This window comes from Streptomyces sp. NPDC093801 (genome assembly GCF_040701585.1).
Classification (GTDB): Bacteria; Actinomycetota; Actinomycetes; order Streptomycetales; family Streptomycetaceae; genus Streptomyces.
In genome coordinates, this window is sequence record NZ_JBFBDP010000015.1 from 159,256 (window position 1) to 178,557 (window position 19,302).

General features: G+C 74.2%; 21 protein-coding genes and 1 pseudogene. 8 read left to right on the forward strand and 14 right to left on the reverse strand.

Annotation, left to right across the window (positions count from 1 at the left end; genetic code table 11):
• The first annotated feature begins 17 nt into the window (after positions 1 to 17).
• Positions 18 to 1,178: an Mrp/NBP35 family ATP-binding protein gene (locus AB0469_RS19385; protein WP_366452617.1), complete on the forward strand. Its 1,161-nt coding sequence runs from the start codon at positions 18 to 20 to the stop codon at positions 1,176 to 1,178.
• A gap of 81 nt (positions 1,179 to 1,259) precedes the next feature.
• Here AB0469_RS19385 and AB0469_RS19390 read toward each other — a convergent pair whose 3' ends face one another.
• The 5 genes and pseudogenes from AB0469_RS19390 to sigE all read right to left on the reverse strand — a co-directional run bounded on the left by AB0469_RS19390 (position 1,260) and on the right by sigE (position 5,694).
• Complete coding sequence (locus tag AB0469_RS19390; protein ID WP_366452618.1) at positions 1,260 to 1,985, reverse strand: hypothetical protein; 726 nt, start codon at positions 1,983 to 1,985, stop codon at positions 1,260 to 1,262.
• A gap of 136 nt (positions 1,986 to 2,121) precedes the next feature.
• Positions 2,122 to 2,571: a sec-independent translocase gene (locus AB0469_RS19395; RefSeq protein WP_042816340.1), complete on the reverse strand. Its 450-nt coding sequence runs from the start codon at positions 2,569 to 2,571 to the stop codon at positions 2,122 to 2,124.
• Between the two features lie 137 nt (positions 2,572 to 2,708).
• A complete protein-coding gene (locus AB0469_RS19400) occupies positions 2,709 to 4,133 on the reverse strand; it encodes a trypsin-like peptidase domain-containing protein (RefSeq protein ID WP_366452619.1) in 1,425 nt (474 codons plus the stop codon).
• A gap of 329 nt (positions 4,134 to 4,462) precedes the next feature.
• Positions 4,463 to 4,918: pseudogene (locus tag AB0469_RS19405) on the reverse strand (zf-HC2 domain-containing protein); the annotation flags it as partial.
• Entirely contained in the window at positions 4,915 to 5,694 is a 780-nt protein-coding gene (sigE, locus tag AB0469_RS19410; protein WP_366452620.1) for an RNA polymerase sigma factor SigE, read from the reverse strand. The gene sigE and the pseudogene AB0469_RS19405, both read right to left, overlap by 4 nt.
• Before the next feature lie 167 nt (positions 5,695 to 5,861).
• Between sigE and AB0469_RS19415 the strand changes: the two genes are divergently transcribed.
• Positions 5,862 to 6,524 carry a class I SAM-dependent methyltransferase gene (locus AB0469_RS19415; protein ID WP_042820075.1) on the forward strand — a complete coding sequence of 221 codons (663 nt, stop codon included), beginning with the start codon at positions 5,862 to 5,864 and terminating at the stop codon, positions 6,522 to 6,524.
• A 273-nt stretch (positions 6,525 to 6,797) separates the two neighbouring features.
• Here AB0469_RS19415 and AB0469_RS19420 read toward each other — a convergent pair whose 3' ends face one another.
• Positions 6,798 to 6,965 carry a DUF3117 domain-containing protein gene (locus AB0469_RS19420; RefSeq protein WP_003966491.1) on the reverse strand — a complete coding sequence of 56 codons (168 nt, stop codon included), beginning with the start codon at positions 6,963 to 6,965 and terminating at the stop codon, positions 6,798 to 6,800.
• Positions 6,966 to 7,297: 332 nt separating this feature from the next.
• Here AB0469_RS19420 and AB0469_RS19425 point away from each other — a divergent pair, with 332 nt between their 5' ends.
• Positions 7,298 to 8,101: an enoyl-CoA hydratase-related protein gene (locus AB0469_RS19425; protein ID WP_366452621.1), complete on the forward strand. Its 804-nt coding sequence runs from the start codon at positions 7,298 to 7,300 to the stop codon at positions 8,099 to 8,101.
• Positions 8,102 to 8,116: 15 nt separating this feature from the next.
• Here the strand turns inward: AB0469_RS19425 and AB0469_RS19430 are convergent, their stop codons facing one another.
• Together AB0469_RS19430 and AB0469_RS19435 are read right to left on the reverse strand one after the other, a co-directional pair.
• The gene (locus AB0469_RS19430) at positions 8,117 to 8,698 is read right to left on the reverse strand and encodes a DNA-3-methyladenine glycosylase I (protein WP_366452622.1); all 582 of its coding nucleotides are present in this window, start codon (positions 8,696 to 8,698) and stop codon (positions 8,117 to 8,119) included.
• Positions 8,695 to 9,102 carry a DivIVA domain-containing protein gene (locus AB0469_RS19435; protein ID WP_366452623.1) on the reverse strand — a complete coding sequence of 136 codons (408 nt, stop codon included), beginning with the start codon at positions 9,100 to 9,102 and terminating at the stop codon, positions 8,695 to 8,697. The genes AB0469_RS19430 and AB0469_RS19435 overlap by 4 nt, the downstream gene beginning before the upstream one ends.
• A gap of 76 nt (positions 9,103 to 9,178) precedes the next feature.
• On the opposite strand from AB0469_RS19435, the gene folP reads away from it, so the two are divergent.
• A complete protein-coding gene (folP, locus tag AB0469_RS19440) occupies positions 9,179 to 10,039 on the forward strand; it encodes a dihydropteroate synthase (RefSeq protein ID WP_366452624.1) in 861 nt (286 codons plus the stop codon).
• 101 nt (positions 10,040 to 10,140) lie between these two features.
• Here the strand turns inward: folP and AB0469_RS19445 are convergent, their stop codons facing one another.
• A complete protein-coding gene (locus AB0469_RS19445; protein ID WP_366452625.1) occupies positions 10,141 to 10,899 on the reverse strand; it encodes a TIGR00730 family Rossman fold protein in 759 nt (252 codons plus the stop codon).
• Between the two features lie 64 nt (positions 10,900 to 10,963).
• Positions 10,964 to 12,043 carry a succinyl-diaminopimelate desuccinylase gene (dapE, locus tag AB0469_RS19450; protein WP_366452626.1) on the reverse strand — a complete coding sequence of 360 codons (1,080 nt, stop codon included), beginning with the start codon at positions 12,041 to 12,043 and terminating at the stop codon, positions 10,964 to 10,966.
• Between the two features lie 86 nt (positions 12,044 to 12,129).
• On the opposite strand from dapE, the gene AB0469_RS19455 reads away from it, so the two are divergent.
• Together AB0469_RS19455 and AB0469_RS19460 are read left to right on the forward strand one after the other, a co-directional pair.
• Positions 12,130 to 13,215: a hypothetical protein gene (locus AB0469_RS19455; RefSeq protein ID WP_366452627.1), complete on the forward strand. Its 1,086-nt coding sequence runs from the start codon at positions 12,130 to 12,132 to the stop codon at positions 13,213 to 13,215.
• Positions 13,216 to 13,515: 300 nt separating this feature from the next.
• Positions 13,516 to 13,875, forward strand: a complete 360-nt coding sequence (locus tag AB0469_RS19460; RefSeq protein WP_366452628.1) for an ATP-binding protein — start codon at positions 13,516 to 13,518, stop codon at positions 13,873 to 13,875.
• Between the two features lie 87 nt (positions 13,876 to 13,962).
• Here AB0469_RS19460 and dapC read toward each other — a convergent pair whose 3' ends face one another.
• Entirely contained in the window at positions 13,963 to 15,057 is a 1,095-nt protein-coding gene (gene dapC, locus AB0469_RS19465; RefSeq protein WP_366452629.1) for a succinyldiaminopimelate transaminase, read from the reverse strand.
• Between the two features lie 104 nt (positions 15,058 to 15,161).
• Positions 15,162 to 15,491 carry a ferredoxin gene (gene fdxA / locus AB0469_RS19470; RefSeq protein ID WP_030713714.1) on the reverse strand — a complete coding sequence of 110 codons (330 nt, stop codon included), beginning with the start codon at positions 15,489 to 15,491 and terminating at the stop codon, positions 15,162 to 15,164.
• Between the two features lie 116 nt (positions 15,492 to 15,607).
• On the opposite strand from fdxA, the gene AB0469_RS19475 reads away from it, so the two are divergent.
• Positions 15,608 to 16,597 carry a GNAT family N-acetyltransferase gene (locus tag AB0469_RS19475; protein WP_366452630.1) on the forward strand — a complete coding sequence of 330 codons (990 nt, stop codon included), beginning with the start codon at positions 15,608 to 15,610 and terminating at the stop codon, positions 16,595 to 16,597.
• The gene (locus tag AB0469_RS19480) at positions 16,594 to 17,385 is read left to right on the forward strand and encodes a transglutaminase-like domain-containing protein (protein ID WP_366452631.1); all 792 of its coding nucleotides are present in this window, start codon (positions 16,594 to 16,596) and stop codon (positions 17,383 to 17,385) included. Before AB0469_RS19475 ends, AB0469_RS19480 begins: the two co-directional genes overlap by 4 nt.
• On the opposite strand, the gene AB0469_RS19485 is transcribed toward AB0469_RS19480, so the two are convergent.
• Positions 17,378 to 18,631 carry an MFS transporter gene (locus AB0469_RS19485; protein ID WP_366452632.1) on the reverse strand — a complete coding sequence of 418 codons (1,254 nt, stop codon included), beginning with the start codon at positions 18,629 to 18,631 and terminating at the stop codon, positions 17,378 to 17,380. The two genes, AB0469_RS19480 and AB0469_RS19485, sit on opposite strands and share 8 nt — an antisense overlap.
• A 27-nt stretch (positions 18,632 to 18,658) precedes the next feature.
• Positions 18,659 to 19,300, reverse strand: a complete 642-nt coding sequence (locus AB0469_RS19490) for a response regulator transcription factor (protein WP_366452666.1) — start codon at positions 19,298 to 19,300, stop codon at positions 18,659 to 18,661.
• Positions 19,301 to 19,302 lie beyond the last annotated feature (2 nt).

The following is a 19,302-nucleotide window of genomic DNA, read 5'->3' on the forward strand; positions in this document are numbered from 1 at the left end:
GCCGTACCATCGGGGGCATGGCTACCGAGACACCCTCCGCCGCCGTGCCGGAGCAGGACGCGATCCTGGACGCGCTGGCGACGGTCAACGACCCCGAGATCCACCGGCCGATCACCGAACTCGGCATGGTCAAATCGGTGGAGATCGGCGACGGCGGCGCGGTCGCCGTGACGGTCTACCTGACGGTGTCGGGCTGCCCCATGCGCGAGACCATCACCAAGAACGTCACCGACGCGGTCGCGAAGGTCGCCGGCGTCACCTCCGTGTCCGTCTCCCTGGACGTGATGAGCGACGCGCAGCGCAAGGAGCTCGCGGCCACCCTGCGCGGCGGCACCGCCGAGCGCGAGGTGCCCTTCGCCAAGCCGGGCTCGCTGACCCGCGTGTACGCGGTCGCCTCCGGCAAGGGCGGTGTCGGCAAGTCGTCCGTCACGGTCAACCTGGCGGCGGCGATGGCCGCCGACGGCCTGAAGGTCGGCGTGGTCGACGCGGACATCTACGGCCACAGCGTGCCGCGGATGCTGGGTGTGGAGGGCAAGCCCACCCAGGTCGAGAACATGATCATGCCGCCTTCGGCGAACGGCGTGAAGGTCATCTCCATCGGCATGTTCACCCCGGGCAACGCCCCGGTGGTGTGGCGCGGTCCGATGCTGCACCGGGCGCTCCAGCAGTTCCTCGCCGACGTGTTCTGGGGCGACCTGGACGTGCTGCTGCTGGACCTCCCGCCGGGCACGGGCGACATCGCCATCTCGGTGGCCCAGCTGGTCCCGAACGCCGAGATCCTGGTCGTCACCACCCCGCAGCAGGCCGCGGCCGAGGTCGCGGAGCGGGCCGGCTCGATCGCCGTGCAGACGCACCAGAAGATCGTGGGCGTCGTCGAGAACATGTCGGGCCTGCCGTGCCCGCACTGCGACGAGATGGTGGACGTCTTCGGCACCGGCGGCGGCCAGCTGGTCGCGGACGGCCTGACGAAGACCACGGGCGCCACGGTGCCGGTGCTGGGCCAGATCCCGATCGACGTGCGCCTGCGCGAGGGCGGCGACAACGGCGAGCCGGTCGTCCTGGCGGACCCGGACTCCCCGGCGGGCGCGGCCCTGCGCACGATCGCCGGCAAGCTGGGCGGGCGCGCCCGCGGCCTGTCGGGCATGTCCCTGGGCATCACGCCGCGCAACAAGTTCTGACGCACCCCGGCGCGCACCCGCAGGGTGCGCGCCGCACGAAGGGGCATCGCCGCCGGGCGGTGCCCCTTTCCCGTGCCCCGCCTACTCGTACAGCGCGAGGTCCGCGATGGCCGAGAAGCCCAGTCCGTACGCGCTCATCCCCCGCCCGTACGCGCCCAGGTGCACCCCGCTCCCGGTGGAACCGGCGAGCACCCACCCGAACTCCGACTCGCGGTAGTGGAACGTCGTCGGCTCCCCGTCGACGGGCAGCGACAGCGTCGACCAGTCCGGCCCCTCCAGGTCGTCGGCGAGCTCCCACGCCGCCTCCGTCTGCTGGTCCAGCCAGTCGTCGCGCAGGGTGTGGTCCATCTGGGGCGGCCAGCTGTAGGCCAGCAGGCCCGAGCCGGCCAGCCAGGCGGCCGAGGAGACCGAGGTGGCCTCCAGCACGCCGGTGCCGTCGCCGCTGCGGCGCAGGGGGTTGCTGGCGACGGTGACCACCACCGCGAACCGCTCCTTCTCGCCGGTGGCGATCTCCCCCCGGACCGAGGGCTCGTCGCCGTGGCCGGTGGAGCCGTGCTCCACGGTGCCGTCGGCGCCGGTGCCGACCTGCATGAGCCAGCGGGGGCCGGTGAAGGCCCCGTCCAGCCCGTACCAGGGGAACTCGGCCCTCAGGTACCCCTCGGCCGCCCTGCGGGCCGCCGGGACGGGCGCGGTGGCGTCGGCGGGCGGCGCCGCCTGCTCGCCCGGCTCGGGCTGCGGGGCCGTGGCGCCGGGGGCTTCGGCGGGCTGTACGCCCACCCGGCTGCTGCTCGTGCTCGTCGTCTCCATGGGCGGCCTCTCGTTCCGTGGGATCCGGAACGGCCCTCCCCCTCGCTTCGCTGGGGGGACCCCCACCCTCGGGCGTCCTGGCTCCGGACAGATGGAGGATAGCCAGCCGGCCCGGGATCGACGGGCAGGCTGCGGCTCAGGTGGCGTCGGCGTCGAAGGGCGTGCGCGGTTCCCGGGCCGGTGCGGCGGGCTTCTTCAGCAGATCGGGACCGGTACCGGCGGCGGGCGTGGCGGACGCCGGGGAGGCGGCGGGCGCCGGGCCCGTCTCGCGGCTGTTGACCGCGTCGGTGACCTCGTTCAGCTCCTTGCGGAGGTCGAAGCTGCTGCGCAGCTCCTGGAGGTCCTCGTTCTCGGTCAGCTGCTTGCGGATGAAGGTCTTCGGGTTCAGGTCCTCGAACTCGAAGTCCTTGAACTCGGGTCCCAGTTCGGAGCGGATGTCCTGCTTGGCGCTGTCCGAGAACGCGCGGATCTTGCGGATGAAGCCCGAGACGTCCTGGATCACCTTCGGGAGCTTGTCCGGCCCGAAGATGAGGATGGCGAGCACCACGATGGTGACCAGCTCGAGTGCGCCTATGTCGTTGAACACCTTGCCGCTCCTCGGCTCTCTCCACGTCCGGCCCGGTCAACGGTACCCGGCGTTCCCGGCCCGCCCCTACGCCGGTGCGGGCCCTTCGCCGGATTCACCCGGCCGTCGGGCGGTCCTTCCCCGCCGGCCGCGCGGACTCAGGAGCCGCTCGCCGAGCCGAGGACGACGTCGAGCGCGGTGTCGCGGCCGTCGCGGAGCACGGTCAGGGAGAGGTGGTCGCCGGGCCGGTGGGCCCGGATCTTGATGATCAGTTCGTCACCTCCGTGGACGCGGACCCCGTCCACCTTGGTGATCACGTCGCCGGGGCGGATCCCGGCGCGGGCCCCGGGGCCGCCGGCGACCACGGCGGGCTTGCCGTCCTCGCCCTTGGCGTCGACCCGGGCTCCGTCGCCCTTGTACTGCATGTCCAAGGTGACCCCGATGACGGGGTGGGTGGCGTGGCCGGTGCGGATGAGCTCCTCCGCGACGCGCTTGCCCTGGTTGACGGGGATGGCGAAGCCGAGGCCGATGCTGCCGCTCTGGCGGGTGCGGTCGGCGTCGTCGTCGCCCTTGTCGGCGCCCCGGATGGCGCTGTTGATGCCGATGACGTGGGCGCGGGAGTCGAGGAGCGGGCCGCCGGAGTTGCCGGGGTTGATGGGGGCGTCGGTCTGGAGGGCGTCGACGTAGCTGATGTCGCTGCCGTCGCCCTTGTCGCCGCCCGCCGTGATGGGGCGGCCGGTGGCGCTGATGATGCCGGCGGTGACGGTGTTGGAGAGGTTGAAGGGGGCGCCGATGGCCACGACGGGGTCGCCGACGCGGACGTTCTCGGAGTTCCCGAGGGCCAGCGGGCGCAGGCCCCGGACGCCGGTGACCTTCACGACGGCGAGGTCGTAGCCGCTGTCGCGGCCGACCAGCTCGGCGGTGACGCTGTCGCCGGAGCCGAAGGTGACCGTTATGTCCTTGGCGTCGGCCACGACGTGGTTGTTGGTCAGGATGTGGCCCTGCTCGTCCAGGACGAAGCCGGTTCCCGTGCCGCCGCCGGCGCCCCCGCTGACGTGCAGGGTGACGACGCCGGGCAGGGCGGTGGCGGCGATGCCGGCCACGCTGTCCGGGGCCCGGCCCTTGTGGTCGGCGGCGGCCTGCGGGAGCTCCAGGCGGGTGCCGGTGCGGCGCTCGGCGAGGATGCCCAGCCAGCCGCCGACGCCGCCCGCGAGGAGGGCGATCACCACGGCGAAGGCCGCCAGCCGCCACACCGACGGCGCGGGCCGCCGCGGCGCGCCCCCGGCGTCCGCGAGCTGGAGCGGACGCTCGGCCCAGGGGTCGTAGCGCGGCTCGGGGGCGGGTCCTGCGTGCGACGCCTCCGGCGCCGGCTCCCCGCCGGCGGCCGGGTCGGCTCCGGGCACCGGCTCCGCCGGGCCGTCCGAGTGCTCCCCCTGCGGTACGGCCGGAGCCGCACCGCCCGGGGCCGGAGCATCGGGAGCGTCCGCGGGGGCCTCCGGGCCGGGCTCCGGGTGCGGCCGTACCGGGTCGGCGGGCCGGCTCCACCAGGACGGGGCCGGGTCGCTCTTGGGACTGTCGGACATGTGCGCTCCCCCGGCTGGCCTGGCGCGCCGCGGGGCGGCGCGTGTGCCGCAGATTCAACCAGGTGCCGCACGTCCGCGCTGGCCCGGGGCGGACCCGGCGGCCCGGCCGCGGGCCGGGGCCGTCAGCGGGCGAGGGAGGCCGGCTGGGCCGATATCGGGGGCGACGGGGAGGCCGTCGGCAGCGGGGCGGACGGGCTCGGGGTGCGCATCCCGTCGCGCAGGGGCAGGCGGTCGCGGACGGCGGCGTCGGTCAGCGGCACCGAGGGCCCGGGGCGGGAGGCGGGCGCCTCACCGCGGGCGTTCGGCTCGATCGCGTCCAGCGGGAGCGCACCGCCCAGCGCGATCGCGGCCAGCGACACGGCCCCGGCCGCCACGAAGGCGAACCGGCGTCTGGGCCGCCCGACCTCATGGATGCGGAACCCCTCACGCGGGGCGGAGGGCGCGGCGAACCCGAACGTGGCGAAGGGGTCGGCGCCGGGCGCGGCGGGGGTGCGCGCCGCTCCGTCGCCGCCCGGGCCGCCCGGCGGCCCGGCGGGGCCTTCGGGACCGGCGCCCGGCAGCCCCTGCAGCCGGGCCAGGAGGCCGGCGGACAGCGGCGGCGGAGCGCTCTCCACGAACAGGGTCTTGAGCCGGCGCTGGGCGTCGGCCTCGGCCTTGCACTTGGCGCAGGTCGCCAGGTGCGCCAGTACCCGCTCGCGGGCGTCGTGCTTCAGCTCCCCGTCCACCAGGGCGGCGAGGCGATCGCCCAGGTGCTGCTCGGCGGGAGACGGACCGGCTCCGCTCACTCGGTTCCGCCCTCTCCCCCGGCGCCCGGGACACCCACCGCCACACCCGCCAGGGCGCGCTGCTCCGCGCGGGCCTCGGGCGAGCGGTGCTTGAGCGCCTTGCGCAGGTGCGAACGGCCGCGGTGGATGCGGCTGCGGACGGTGCCGAGCTTCACGCCGAGGGTCGCGGCGATCTCCTCGTAGGACAGGCCCTCGATGTCGCAGAGGACCACGGCGGCGCGGAACTCGGGCGCGAGGGTGTCCAGCGCCTGCTGCACGTCGGCGTCGAAGTGGGTGTCGTGGAGCACCTGCTGGGGGGAGGGCTCACGGCTCGGCAGCCGCTCGGCGGCGTCGTCGGCGAGCGCGTCGAAGCGGATGCGCTGCTTGCGGCGGACCATGTCCAGGAACAGGTTCGTGGTGATGCGGTGCAGCCAGCCCTCGAAGGTGCCGGGCGTGTACGTGGACAGCGAGCGGAAGACGCGGACGAAGACCTCCTGGGTGAGGTCCTCGGCGTCGTGCTGGTTGCCCGTCAGGCGGTAGGCGAGGCGGTAGACCCGCGCGCTGTGCGTGCTGACGATCTCCTCCCATGAGGGAGGGGTCCACGCCTGGGAGCCCGCATCGGCGGCGAAGGTCGCGGTGGTCGCGGTGTGGGCGGAGTGGAAACGGTCAGCGGTGTAGGTCACGGATTTCGGCTCACCCGCCGACCAGAAGAGGCGTCTGAGTACGCCCCCACGATCCACAGGCGCAGCCGCACCTCCCCTGTCGGCTCTGGTGGTGTCCAGTGGAGCCCCTACCATAGCCACCCCTCCCGTCAGCTCCGGATAAGCATTTTTGCAGTAACTTTGCCCGGGACTCGGGTTCCGCGCCGCCGATCTGCCCGCCGGCGTCCCCTCTATCCCGCCTCTCACCCTCCCAACGCCCGGTCCCATCTGCGGGTTCCCGACGTCAGCGGATACAGTCACCGTTGCGCCAACTATGGGGACAGGAGAGGGTCATTACCGGCAACCGGCAGACGAGCTGGGCGTTCGCCGACGCGTTTGTCGCCGAGGACGACGCTCTGCGATGGGCCCGCGACCGGTCCAGGGAAGCGGGCCTGCGCTCCGTCTCCCCCGGCACCGGGGCCGCGCTGCGTCTGCTCGCCGCCACCGCGGACGCCAAGGCCGTCGCCGAGATCGGCACGGGGACCGGGGTCTCCGGCATCCACCTGCTGCACGGGATGCGCCCCGACGGCGTACTGACGACGGTGGACCCGGAGCCGGACCGGCAGGCCTTCGCCCGGCAGGCGTTCCGCGCGGCGGGCTTCGCGGGGAACCGGGCGCGCTTCATTCCCGGGCGGGCCCTGGACGTCCTGCCGCGGCTCGCCGACGGCGGCTACGACCTCGTGTTCTGCGACGGGGACCCGACCGAGTCCCTCGACTACCTCGCGGAATCGTTGCGCCTGCTGCGACCCGGGGGGTTGGTGTGCTTCGAGGGGGTCTTCGCCGACGGGCGCACCGTCGACTCCGCCGCGCAGCCGGTGGAGGTGCTGCGGGTGCGGGAGCTGCTGCGCAGCGTGCGGGAGAGCCCGGCGCTGGAGTCCGCGCTCCTGCCCGTGGGCGACGGGCTGCTCTGCGCCGTCCGGCGGTAGGGCCGCGGCGACGGGCTGCTCCGCCCCGTCCGGCGGTAGTGCCGACCGGACCGCGGCAGCCCCGGCCCGGACGACGGCAGGCCCAGCCCGGGGGGCGGCGGCACGCCCGGGCAACGGCAGGCCCGGCCCGGACGACGGCAGGCCCAGCCCGGGGGGTGCGGCGGCACGCCCGGACCGCGGCAGCCCCGGCCCGGGCGGCGGGCGCCGCCGGGGAAACAACACCGCCCCCGCCGCGGGTGCGGCGGGAGCGGTGCAGGGATCAGTGGCCGAGGCTCAGCCGACGACCTTCTTCAGGGCGTCACCCAGGGCGTCCGCCTCGTCCGGCGTCAGCTCGACGACAAGCCGACCGCCGCCTTCGAGCGGTACGCGCATGACGATGCCTCGCCCCTCCTTGGTGACCTCGAGCGGGCCGTCGCCCGTCCGCGGCTTCATGGCCGCCATGCTCGTTCCCCTTCCTGAAACCAGCTCATCGTCAGCCGACGGCCCCGTTCAGGCGCCTAATACCCGGCATCGAACACATTGCTTCCCAGCCATTATCCCGCATGTCAGGACCCGATGACCAACATCGGCGGGGAACGCTTGCGCAACGCGCTCTCTCAAAACCACTCATTTCGGGGATCCGCCTGCGATACTTCGCCGTCGCTCCCCGGGCAGGGCCTCCGCCGCGTTTGACGCACATCACATGCCCGGCTGCGGTCGCGTCCGCCATGCTGGCCCTTGGACCGGCCGGTACCGGCCGGTAGCCACACCCGCGACGAAGGGGGACCCCCGCCATGGGCGACAGCGTGCTCTACGAAGTGACCGACGGACTCGCGAAGGTCACGATCAACCGGCCCGACGCGATGAACGCCATGAACACGGAGGCCAAGGTCGCCCTGCGCGACGCGGTGCGGGCGGCGGCCGGGGACCCGGCCGTGCGGGCGGTCCTGCTGACCGCCTCCGGCACCCGGGCCTTCTGCGTGGGCCAGGACCTCAAGGAGCACATCGGGAACCTGGCGGCCGACCGCGAGACCGGCTCGAAGCTCACCATGAACACCGTCTCCGAGCACTACAACCCGATCGTGCGGGCCCTCACGGAGATGCCCAAGCCCGTGGTGGCCGGGGTCAACGGCGTCGCGGCCGGGGCGGGCTTCGGCTTCGCGCTGGCGGCGGACTTCCGCGTGGTCTCCGAGACCGCCTCGTTCAACACCTCGTTCGCCGGGGTGGCGCTGACCGCGGACTCCGGCGTCTCCTGGACGCTCCCGCGCCTGATCGGCGCCTCGCGCGCCTCCGACCTGCTGCTGTTCCCCCGCTCCATCACGGCGCAGGAGGCCCGTGAGCTGGGCATCGTGAACCGCCTGGTGCCGGCGGAGGACCTGCACGCCGAGGCCGAGGCGGTGGCCCGGGCCCTCGCCTCCGGTCCGACGGTGGCCTACGCCGCGATCAAGGAGTCCCTGGCGTACGGGGCCTCCCACACCCTCTCCGAGGCCCTGGAGCGCGAGGACGTCCTCCAGACCCGGGCGGGCGCCTCGGAGGACCACTCCATCGCCGTCCAGGCCTTCCTCGCCAAGCAGCCGCCGCAGTACCTGGGCCGCTGAACGTTCACGGAAGGTTCACTTCCCGCGGGACACGCAGCCCGCGAGGTGGTCGTCGACCAGGCCGCACGCCTGCATCAGGGCGTAGGCCGTGGTGGGCCCGACGAAGCGGACGTCCCGCTTCTTGAGGGCCTTGGCCAGGGCCGTGGACTCGGGGGTGACCGCCGGCACGTCGCCGGTGGTCCTCGGGGCCCGGCCCTTCCGCTTCGGGGCGTGGGACCAGATCAGGGCGTCCAGCTCCCCGGGCTCCCACGCGGCCAGCACCTTCGCGTTGGCCAGGGTGGCCTCGATCTTGGCCCGGTTGCGGATGATCCCCTCGTCCGCGAGGAGCCGCTCGGCGTCGGCCGGGCCGAACTCCGCGACCTCCGCGATCCTGAAGCCGGAGAAGGCCTTCCGGAACCCCTCGCGCCGGCGCAGGATCGTCAGCCAGGACAGCCCCGACTGGAAGGCCTCCAGGCACAGCCGCTCGTACAGGGCGTCGTCGCCGTGGACCGGCTTGCCCCATTCGGTGTCGTGGTAGGCGACGTAGTCCTCCGTGGACAGCCCCCACGGACAGCGCAGGGCTCCGTCCGGTCCTGCCAGCAGCCCGCCGCCGCTCACCGCTCGTCCTTCGTGAGGTCGACGGCGGGGGCGGGCCGGTCGGCCGGGGCCTCGGGCCGGTCCGCGGGCCGGTCCTGGGGCTGCGCCTGTCCGGCGGCCGGGGCCGCGGCGCCGGCGCGCGCCGCGGTCAGCTCCGCGATCCGCGCGTCCCGCTCGGCGAGCTCCGCCGCGAGCCGGTCCAGTACGTCGTCCACCTCGGCCATCCGGTAGCCGCGCGGTCCGACCGGCAGCCGCAGCGCCTCGACGTCCTCCCGTACCACCGGACGGGTCTCGGGCAGGGCGTCGGCCACCCGGTCCGGCTCGGCCTCGGGCAGGACGGCCTCCGCGCCTCCGCCGACCACCGCGAGGGTGACCGCGGCCACGACCACGACCAGCGCGATCAGCAAGAACCAGAACACGATCAACTCCCCTGAGAGACTCCGGCCACCAGGTTAAGGTCGCAGACGAGGCGCGAGGGTCGCCGAAGGAGGAAAGAGCGGGATGCTGCGACTGGGCAGGCGCGAGTTCGACACCCACGAGCCGGTGATCATGGCCATCGTGAACCGGACCCCTGACTCCTTCTACGACCAGGGCGCCACCTTCCGCGACCAGCCCGCGCTGGACCGGGTGGAGCGGGCCGTGGCCGAGGGCGCGGCGATCATCGACATCGGCGGGGTCAAGGCGGGGCCCGGCGAGCACGTGGACGCGGCGGAGGAGGCCCGGCGCACGGTCGGCTTCGTGGCGGAGGTGCGCCGCCGCCATCCGGACGTGGTGATCAGCGTGGACACCTGGCGGCACGAGGTCGGCGAGGCCGTCTGCGAGGCCGGGGCGGACCTGCTGAACGACGCCTGGGGCGGGGTGGACCCGAAGCTGGCGGAGGTCGCGGCCCGCTACGGGGCGGGCATCGTCTGCACCCACGCGGGCGGGGTCGAGCCGCGCACCCGTCCGCACCGGACCTCGTACGAGGACGTGATGGAGGACATCCTGCGCGTCACGGTCGGGCTGGCGGAGCGGGCGGAGGCCCTGGGCGTGCCGCGGGAGTCGATCATGATCGACCCGGGCCACGACTTCGGGAAGAACACGCGGCACTCACTGGAAGCCACCCGCCGCCTGACGGAGATGACCGAAACGGGTTGGCCGGTCCTGGTCTCCCTGTCCAACAAGGACTTCGTCGGGGAGACCCTCGACAAGCCGGTCAAGGAGCGGCTGCTCGGCACCCTGGCGACCACCGCCGTCTCGGCCTGGCTCGGGGCCCAGGTCTACCGGGTCCACGAGGTCGCGGAGACCAGGCAGGTCCTGGACATGGTCCGCTCGATCCAGGGCCACCGCCCGCCGGCCGTGGCCCGCCGCGGCCTGGCCTGAGCCGCCGCCCGCCGCGGGCCGCCCGGGGGGCCACCCCGTCCCCGGCGGCCGGCCGCCGGGCGGCGGCGTGGTCCCCTCGCGCCGGGGCGCCTACCCCGCGGCTACTTGCCGACTTCCTTCGTCACCAGGGCGATCGCCTCGTCCACGTCGTCCGTGAGGTGGAAGAGGTAGAGGTCCTTCTCCGAGGCCTTGCCCTGGGCGATGACCGTGTTGCGCAGCCAGTCGACGAGCCCGCCCCAGTACTCGGTGCCGAAGAGCACGATGGGGAACCGGGTGATCTTCTGCGTCTGCACCAGGGTCAGCGCCTCGAACATCTCGTCCAGGGTGCCGAAGCCGCCCGGCAGCACCACGAACCCCTGGCTGTACTTCACGAACATCGTCTTGCGGACGAAGAAGTACCGGAAGTTCAGCCCGAGGTCCACGTGCTGGTTGAGCCCCTGTTCGAAGGGGAGCTCGATGCCGAGGCCGACCGAGATGCCGTTCGCCTCGCGGGCGCCCTTGTTGGCCGCCTCCATCGCGCCCGGCCCGCCGCCGGTGATGACGGCGAAGCCGGCCTCGACGAGCGCGCTGCCGATCCGTACGCCCGCCTCGTACTCCGGCGAGTCCACCGCGGTGCGGGCCGAGCCGAACACGCTGATCGCCGGCGGCAGCTCGGCGAGCGTGCCGAAGCCCTCGATGAACTCCGACTGGATGCGCAGGACCCGCCAGGGGTCGGTGTGCACCCACTCGGAGGGGCCGGCCGAGTCCAGCAGCCGCTGGTCCGTCGTGCTGCCCGCCTGCACCTGGCCCCGCCTGCGCAGCACCGGCCCGAGCTGCTGCTCCTCGGGGCGCCGGCGTCCGTTTCCTTCGGAGTTGCCCATGATGTGCTCCCTCCTGCTGATCGTTGGATCAGGTTAGGCGCACAAAAGTGACGGGAGGGGGAATTTACGAGGTCAGCCAGGCGCGGAGTCGTTCCTCGCAGTGCAGGATCGCCTTGGTCTCGACCCGCTCGTCGACCTTGTGCGCGAGCAGCGCGTCGCCGGGACCGTAGTTGACGGCCGGGACGCCGAGCGCGCTGAAGCGGGAGACGTCCGTCCAGCCGAACTTGGGCATGGCCTGGCCGCCGACCGCTTCCATGAACGCCGCGGCCGCCGGGTGGGACAGGCCGGGGAGGGCGCCGGGCGAGGAGTCGTCGACCACGAACTCGTCGACGCCGCAGTCCGCGAAGACCTCCCGGACGTGGGCGAGCGCGTCGGCCTCGCTGCGGTCGGGGGCGTAGCGGAAGTTGACCGTGACCGTGCAGGCGTCCGGGATGACGTTGTTGGCGACGCCGCCCTCGATGCGGACGGCGTTGAGGCCCTCGTGGTACTCCAGGCCGTCGATGACCGGCTTGCGGGGCTCGTAGGCCGCCAGCTTCGCGAGGATCGGGCTCGCGGCGTGGATGGCGTTGGAGCCCATCCAGCTGCGCGCGGAGTGGGCGCGCTCGCCGCGGGTGCGCAGCAGGACGCGCAGGGTGCCCTGGCAGCCGCCCTCGACCTCGGCGTTGGAGGGCTCCAGCAGCACGGCGAAGTCGCCGGCCAGCCAGTCGGGGTGGGCCGCGGCGACCTTGCCGAGTCCGTTGAGGTCGGCGGCGACCTCCTCCTGGTCGTAGAAGACGAAGGTGAGGTCGCGGTTCGGCTCGGGCACGGTCGCGGCGATCCGCAGCTGTACGGCGATCCCGGACTTCATGTCCGTCGTGCCGCAGCCCCACAGGACGTCGTTCTCGTCCAGGCGGGACGGGACGTTGTCGGCGATCGGCACGGTGTCGAGGTGGCCGGCGAGTACGACGCGCTCGGCGCGGCCGAGGTGCGTACGGGCGACGACGTTGTTGCCGTGGCGGTCGACGGTCAGGTGCGGAAGCCGGCGCAGGGCGTCTTCCACGAGGTCGGCGAGCACCTTCTCGTCGCCGCTCTCGGAGGGGATGTCGACGAGGCGGGCGGTCAGCCCGGCAGCGTCGAGGGTGAGGTCGAGCTCGGATTCGGACATGAACCGACCCTAACGCCCCGGGATGGGCGGGTACCGGGAGCGTCCGGTCGGTGGACGCGTTATCGGCCTCAAGTACGGTGGGCCGCGTGTCCGAGACCGATCGCCCCCGTCCCCGCCGCCGCGGGCCGCTCCGCGCGGCCGTGGGTCTGGCCGTCCTGCTCGCGGTGATCGGGTACGTCTTGGTGCACCACTATTCCAACGGCGGGGCGGGCGCCCCGCACTGCACGGTCACGGCGAAGGGCGCGGGCGGCGGCTCCGGAGGGGCCGTGCAGACGTACGAGATGAGCCCCGAGCAGGCGTCGAACGCCGCGACCATAGCCGCCGTGGGGATCTCCAAGGGGCTCCCGGACCGGGCCCTGACGATCGCTCTGGCGACGGCGATGCAGGAGTCGGGGCTGCGCAACCTCGACCACGGAGACCGGGATTCGCTGGGCCTGTTCCAGCAGCGGCCCTCGCAGGGCTGGGGCACCCCGGAGCAGATCATGGACCCGGTGTACTCGGCGGGGATCTTCTACGACCGGCTCGTCGAGGTGAAGGGCTACACCCGGCTGCCGCTGACGGTGGCCGCGCAGCGGGTGCAGCTCAGCGGGTTCCCGCAGGCGTACGCCAAGCACGAGCCGGACGCGACGGTGGTGACGGCCGCCTTCGGCGAGGGCGAGACCCAGGCCACCCTGGCCTGCGTGGGACCGGCGCCGCTGAAGGGCGACCCGGAGAAGGTGCGCACGGAGCTGGGGCGGGCGTTCGGCAAGGAGGCCCTGTCCACCGGCCGTCCCGCGGTGCACGCCGTCCCGAAGGCCGGGGGGAAGACCGGCGCGGGGTCCGTGCCGAGCGCCGCCCCCGCGCCGAGCGCAGCGGACGCCCCGGCGGCGAGCCCCGCCGCGGACGCCCCGGCGGCCGTCCCGGAGGCCGAGGTGGACCTGTGGCTGAAGGACGGCGGCGGCGGTCCGGGCGAGGCCCGGCGCGGCCGGGCGATGGCCCACTGGGCGGTGGCCCGCTCGAAGGAGCTGGGCATCTCCCGGGTCTCGTACGACGGTTCCGCCTGGGTCGCGGGCCAGAACCGGGGCGAGTGGAAGCGCGGGGCAGCCGGCGGTACGAAGGGCGGCTCGGCCCCCGACCCGTACGGCGCTCCCCCGGGCCAGCTCCGGATCTTCCTGGCCCGCAGCGCCCGCTGAGCCGTTCCGTGCGCCCCCACCGCCCCGGCGGTGGGGGCGCACGGGCGTGCCGGGCGCCGTCCCGCCGACGGGACGGGGACCGCTCGCGCGTGCGGCCCGTCACCCGGAAGGGCGAGGCCGGACATCCGGGCAGGCTGGGCCCGTGGGGACAGAAGCCCTGGTGGGCGCCGGTCCGATGGGCTTGTCACGGAAGCCGATTAAACGATGCGTTACCGATCCTTTACCCGGCGGGTCCGCAACTCGGCGTACCCCGGGAGCGGTTGTACACGGCGTACTCAGCCGCTACCGCTTAGGAGCATCATGTCCCTCCCCCTGACCCGCCGGATCGCCCGCGCCGCGCTTCTCCTCGCAGCCGGTACCGCTCCCGTGGTCGGTGCGGCCGGCGCGGCCAGCGCCGCGGGCCTGGAGTCCGTGCCGCAGCTGGGCACGCTCGCCGCCCCGGACAGCGCCGACGCCACCGCCGCCACCGGGGCGGCCACCGGCACGGCCGCCGACCTCGCGGGCACCGCCACCAAGGCCGTCCCGGCCGCCGCCCCCGCCGCCGACGTGGCCGGCAGCGCGGGCCAGATGCTGGGCGGCCTGCCGGTGTCGCAGCTGCCGGTGGGCCACGACCTGCCGGTCGGCGCGCTGCCGCTGGGCTCCCTGCCGCTGGGCGGCTGAGCCGTCGCACCCACCGCGACGCCGAGGGGCCGGGAGCGCACAGCTCCCGGCCCCTCGGGGCGTTCGGCGGCCCGGCCCCCGGACCGCTCAGCCCAGGCGCTTGACCGCGGCCGCGACCCGCTCGTCGGTGGCGGTGAAGGCGACGCGGACGAACGTCGCGCCGGCCTCGCCGTAGAAGTCGCCCGGAGCGACGAGGATGCCGAGGGAGGCGAGGTGGGCGACGGTGTCCCAGCAGGGCTCGTCGCGGGTCACCCACAGGTAGAGGCTGGCCTCGCTGTGCTCGACGCGGAAGCCGTGCGCCTCCAGGGCCGTGCGCAGCGCCTCGCGGCGGGCGGCGTAGCGGCCGCGCTGCTCCGCGACGTGCGCGTCGTCGCCGAGGGCGGCGACGACGGCGGCCTGGACGGGGGCCGGGGTCATCATGCCGCCGTGCTTGCGGATCTCCAGCAGCTCGGCGAGGACGGCCTCGTCGCCGGCGATGAAGGCGGCGCGGTAGCCGGCGAGGTTGGAGCGCTTGGAGAGGGAGTGGACGGCGACGAGGCCCTCGTAGGAGCCGCCGCAGACGTCGTCGTGCAGGACGGAGACCGGCTCCGCCTCCCAGCCGAGCTCCAGGTAGCACTCGTCGCTGAAGACGAGGACCCCGTGCTCGCGCGCCCAGGCGACGATCCGGATCAGCTCCTCCTTGCCGAGCACCTTTCCGGTGGGGTTCGACGGGGAGTTGAGCCACAGCAGCTTCAGGCCGGCCGGGTCGAGCTCGGTGGGGTCGTCGTAGACGACGGCCTCGGCGCCGCACAGGCGCGCGCCGACCTCGTAGGTCGGGTAGGCGAGGCGGGGGTAGGCGACCTTGTCGCCGGCGCCCAGGCCGAGCTGGGTCGGCAGCCAGGCGACGAGCTCCTTGGAGCCGACCACAGGCAGCACGTTGCGGTGCCCGGCGGCGCTCGCCCCGAGCCGTCCGCGCAGCCAGCCGGTGATCGCGTCGCGCAGCGCGGGCGTGCCCCACACCGTCGGGTAGCCCGGGGAGTCGGCGGCGGCGATCAGGGCGTCCTGGATCAGCCGCGGCACCGGGTCGACGGGCGTGCCGACGGACAGGTCGACGATGCCGTCCTCGTGGGCCGCCGCCGTCTTCTTGTACGGCTCCAGCTTGTCCCAGGGGAACGTGGGAAGACGGTCGGAAACTGCGGCCACGGTGCTCTGCTCTCTGCTCGGGGACGGAAAGGTGCGGGAAAACGGCTCGGTCCCGCGCGGCTGCAGTGCCGTACGGGACCGAGAGGCGCGTCTGCCGTGAACGGTCAGTGCTCGCCGTTGATGCCGGCGGGCAGCGCGGCGATGAAGGGGTGGTCGCGCTCGATCAGACCGAGCTTGGAGGCACCACCGGGCGAGCCGAGCTCGTCGAAGAACTCGACGTTCGCCTTGTAGTAGTCCTTCCACTCCTCCGGGGTGTCATCCTCGTAGAAGATGGCCTCGACCGGGCACACCGGCTCACACGCGCCGCAGTCGACGCACTCGTCCGGGTGGATGTACAAGGACCGCTGGCCCTCGTAGATGCAGTCGACGGGGCACTCTTCGATGCATGCCTTGTCCTTGACGTCGACACAAGGCTCCGCGATGACGTAGGTCACGCTCTCGTTCCTCCTCGGTAGGGCTGTCCATTCGCGCGGGAGCGCGGCGTCGTCGATGCCCGCACCTAGTATCTCCGTTCCCGGGCACGATCCGAACAGGAGGGGCGGACAGAGCTGTGGAAATCACTGCCGGTGGACTGCTGGAAATCCGTATTACCCCGGCTGACGTGGGTAAACGAGTCTCTGTGCGACGGGTGCAGGACCCGGTGGGCGGCTCCCCCGCCTTCACCGACGCGGTCGGGGTTCTCACATCATGGACCGGGGGTGTGCTGACGATCACACGCAAGGACGGGGTGTCCGTCCACATCCCGGAATCCTCGCTGGTGGCGGGCAAGGTGGTGCCGGCCGCGCCGGCCCGCCGCAGGGGTCCCGCGGCCTCCTTCGAGGAGCTGGCCCGGGTCACCGCGCGGGCCTGGCAGCCGCTGGAGAGCGAACCGCTGGGCGGGTGGACGCTGCGGGCGGCCGCGGGGTTCACCCGGCGGGCCAACTCGGTGCTGCCGCTCGGCGACCCCGGGATACCCCTGGACGAAGCACTCGCGCGGGTGACGGCCTGGTACGCGCGCCGGGACCTGCCGGCCTACGTACAGGCCGCGACCGGCGCCGCCGGCACCCAGGAGCTGCTCTGCGCGGAGCTGGAGCGGCGCGGCTGGGTCAACGAGGTCTCGGCGGAGGTCCGGATCGGGGGCCTGGCCCCCGTGGCCGACCGGGACGCGGACGTGTCGGGGGTCCGGCTGACCCGCGAACCGGACGAGGAGTGGCTCGGCCGCTACGGCAAGGTCCGGGACCCGGAGCTGGCACGGCGGATGCTGGTGGAGGGCCCGTCGGTGTGGTTCGCCTCGCTGGACGGCGGCCGGGCGATCGGGCGGTGCGTGGCCGACGGCCGCTGGGCCGGCTTCGGCGCGGTGACGGTCGACCCGGAGCACCGGCGGCGGGGGCTCGCGACGGCGGTGATGACGGCGCTGGCCCGGCGGGCGCTGGAGGAGGGCGCGTCGGCGGCCTGGCTCCAGGTGGAGACGGACAATCCGGCCGCGCGGGCCCTGTACGACGGCATGGGCTTCGCCACGCACCACGCCTACCACCACTTCCGCGCCGGAGCCGGGTCGTGAGCGCGGCCTCGCGGGAGCTGTTCGCGGCGGAGGCCCGCGCCGAGCGGCCGGACCTGGCGCAGCTGTGCCTGCTGCTGGCGGCGGAGGCGGACCCGGAGCTCGACGAACGGGTCATGGACTGGGCGCAGATCGAACTGGACCGGCTGGCCGGGATGCTGCCGTACGGGCTGCACGGGGCGAAGGCCTGGGCGGCGGCGGTGACGGACCTGCTGGGCGGCCGGCTCGGCTTCCACGGCACCCCGAAGGACTACGACCGGCTGGAGTCCTCGCTCCTGCACGAGGTGCTGCGGCGCCGGCGGGGGCTGCCGATCCTGCTGTCGGTGGTCTGGCTGGAGGTCGCGCGGCGGGCCGGGGCGCCGGTGTACGGGCTGGGGCTGCCGGGGCACTTCACGGTGGGCTTCGGGGACCCGGAGGAGGGGGTGGTGGTCGACCCGTTCGCGGGCGGCGCCTCGCTGGGCGCGGGCCCGGCGGAGCTCGCGCGGGGTCCGCGGACGCCCGCGCGCACCCTGGACATCGTCCTGCGCGTGCTGGGCAACATCCGGGCCTGGGCGTCGGCCCGGCCGGAGCACTCGGCGGTCGCCCTGTGGTCGCTGGACCTGTCCCTGCTGCTGCCCTCGCACCCGGCGGCGCTGCGCTACGAGCGGGCGCGGCTGCTGGTGGAGCGGGGCTCCTTCCAGGAGGGTGCGGCGGAGATGGACGCGTACGCGGTGGTCATGGACGCGGTGGACCCGGAGGCGGCGATCCGCATCCGCACGGAGGCCTCCTCGGCCCGCGCCCTGCTCAACTGACCGGCGCGGCGTCGGCCGGGGCCTGCGCGGCCCCGGCCCCGGCCGGCCCTCCGAACCCTGCCAGGCGGGCGTTGCTCAGGACCGGCAGCGCGAGGAGGGAGGAGAGGGCGATGGCCGCCCCGGCGGCGTAGAAGGAGGCGGGGACCCCGAACGCCTCGGCCACCGCGCCGCCCGCGATGCCTCCGATCGCGAAGGAGCCGAGCCCCACGACCCGGTAGACGGCGGTGACCCGGCCCATCAGCTCGTTCGGCACGATCCGCTGGCGCAGGGTCACCATGTGGACGGACAGGACCAGGACCACGAAGCCGTCCAGGGCCATGAAGGCGACGGTCGCCACCGGGCCGACGGCGAGCCCCAGCCCCGCCGTGGCGGCGGCGGACAGGAGGCTGGTCAGCAGGATCAGGGTCCCGGGGGCGAGCCGTTGCCCGACGCGGCCCGCCGCCAGGCCGCCGAGGACCGCGCCGACGGCGCCGGCCGCGAGCATCACGCCGTAGCCCTCGTCGGAGACGCCGAGTTCGTCCTGCGCGAGCAGGACCAGCAGTCCGTAGCTCGCCGCGAAGGCCGCGTTGCCGACGGCCGCGAGCAGGCTCATGGCGCGCAGCACGGGTGAGGACCAGTACCAGCGTGCGCCGACGGCGATGTCCCCGGCCACGTTCCGCACCGTGAGCGGCCCGGCCGCCGGTCCCTCCCCGCCCCGCGCCGTCCCGGGAACGAGGGCCAGCAGGGCCACGGCGGCCAGGTACCCGGCCGTCCCCAGGGCGAACGGCGCGGCGGCCGCCGCCGCGAAGAGGAAGCCGCCGACGGGCGGGCCCGCGAACTCGTTGCAGAGCACGTACGTGGTCTGCAGGCGGCTGTTGGCGCGGGTCAGCTCCTCCGGACCGACCAGCATCGGCACCCAGGCGGCGGAGACGCTGTCGTAGAGGGTCTCGGCGGTGCCGATCGCGAAGAAGACCGCGTACAGCAGGGGCATGGACAGGACGTCGCCCAGGACGGCCGCGGTGAGGCCGGCGAAGGCCGCCGCGCGGATCCAGTTGGCGCTCTGGGCCACCTTCCGGCGGTCCAGGCGGTCGGCGAACGCCCCGGAGACGAACGCGAGGAACAGCCAGGGGGCGCGCTGGGCCACGCCGATCCCGGCGATCAGGGCCGGGTCGCGGGTGATCGTGGCCGCCAGCAGCGGGGCCGCGGCCAGGCTCACCCCGTCGGACAGGTTGGACGCGGCGGTCGCGGCCCACAGTCTTCTGAACACCGGGGCAGTCTCGCGAAGACCGCGAGGTCAGAGCCAGCCCTTTTCGCGGGCCACGCGGACCGCTTCCGCCCGGTTGCGGGCCGCGAGCTTCTGGATCGCCGTCGAGAGGTAGTTGCGGACCGTGCCCTGGGAGAGGTTGAGCGCCGCCGCCAGTTCGGCGTTGGTCGCGCCGTGCTCCGCCGCGCGCAGGACCTCGCGCTCCCGCTCCGTGAGCGGGTTGGCGCCCTCCGCCAGGGCGGCCGCCGCGAGGGTGGGGTCGATGACGCGCTCGCCCGCGAGGACCTTGCGCACCGCCTGCGCGAGCTGCGCGGCCGGCGCGTCCTTGACCAGGAAGGCCGAGGCGCCGGCCTCCATCGCCCCGCGCAGGTAGCCGGGGCGGCCGAAGGTGGTCAGGACGACGATCTTGAGGTCGGGCAGGGCCCGGCGCAGGGCCGCCGCCGCCTCGATCCCGGTCATGCCCGGCATCTCGATGTCCAGCAGCGCCACGTCCACGTCGTGGGCCAGGGCCGCCGGTACGACCTCGTCGCCGCGCGCCACCTGGACCGGCACCTCGATGTCCGGCTCCAGTCCCAGGAGGGCCGCGAGGGCCTCCCGGACCATCGACTGGTCCTCCGCCAGGAGGATGCGGATGGGGGCCGGGGCGGCCTCGGTGGCTTCCGCGGCTTCCATGG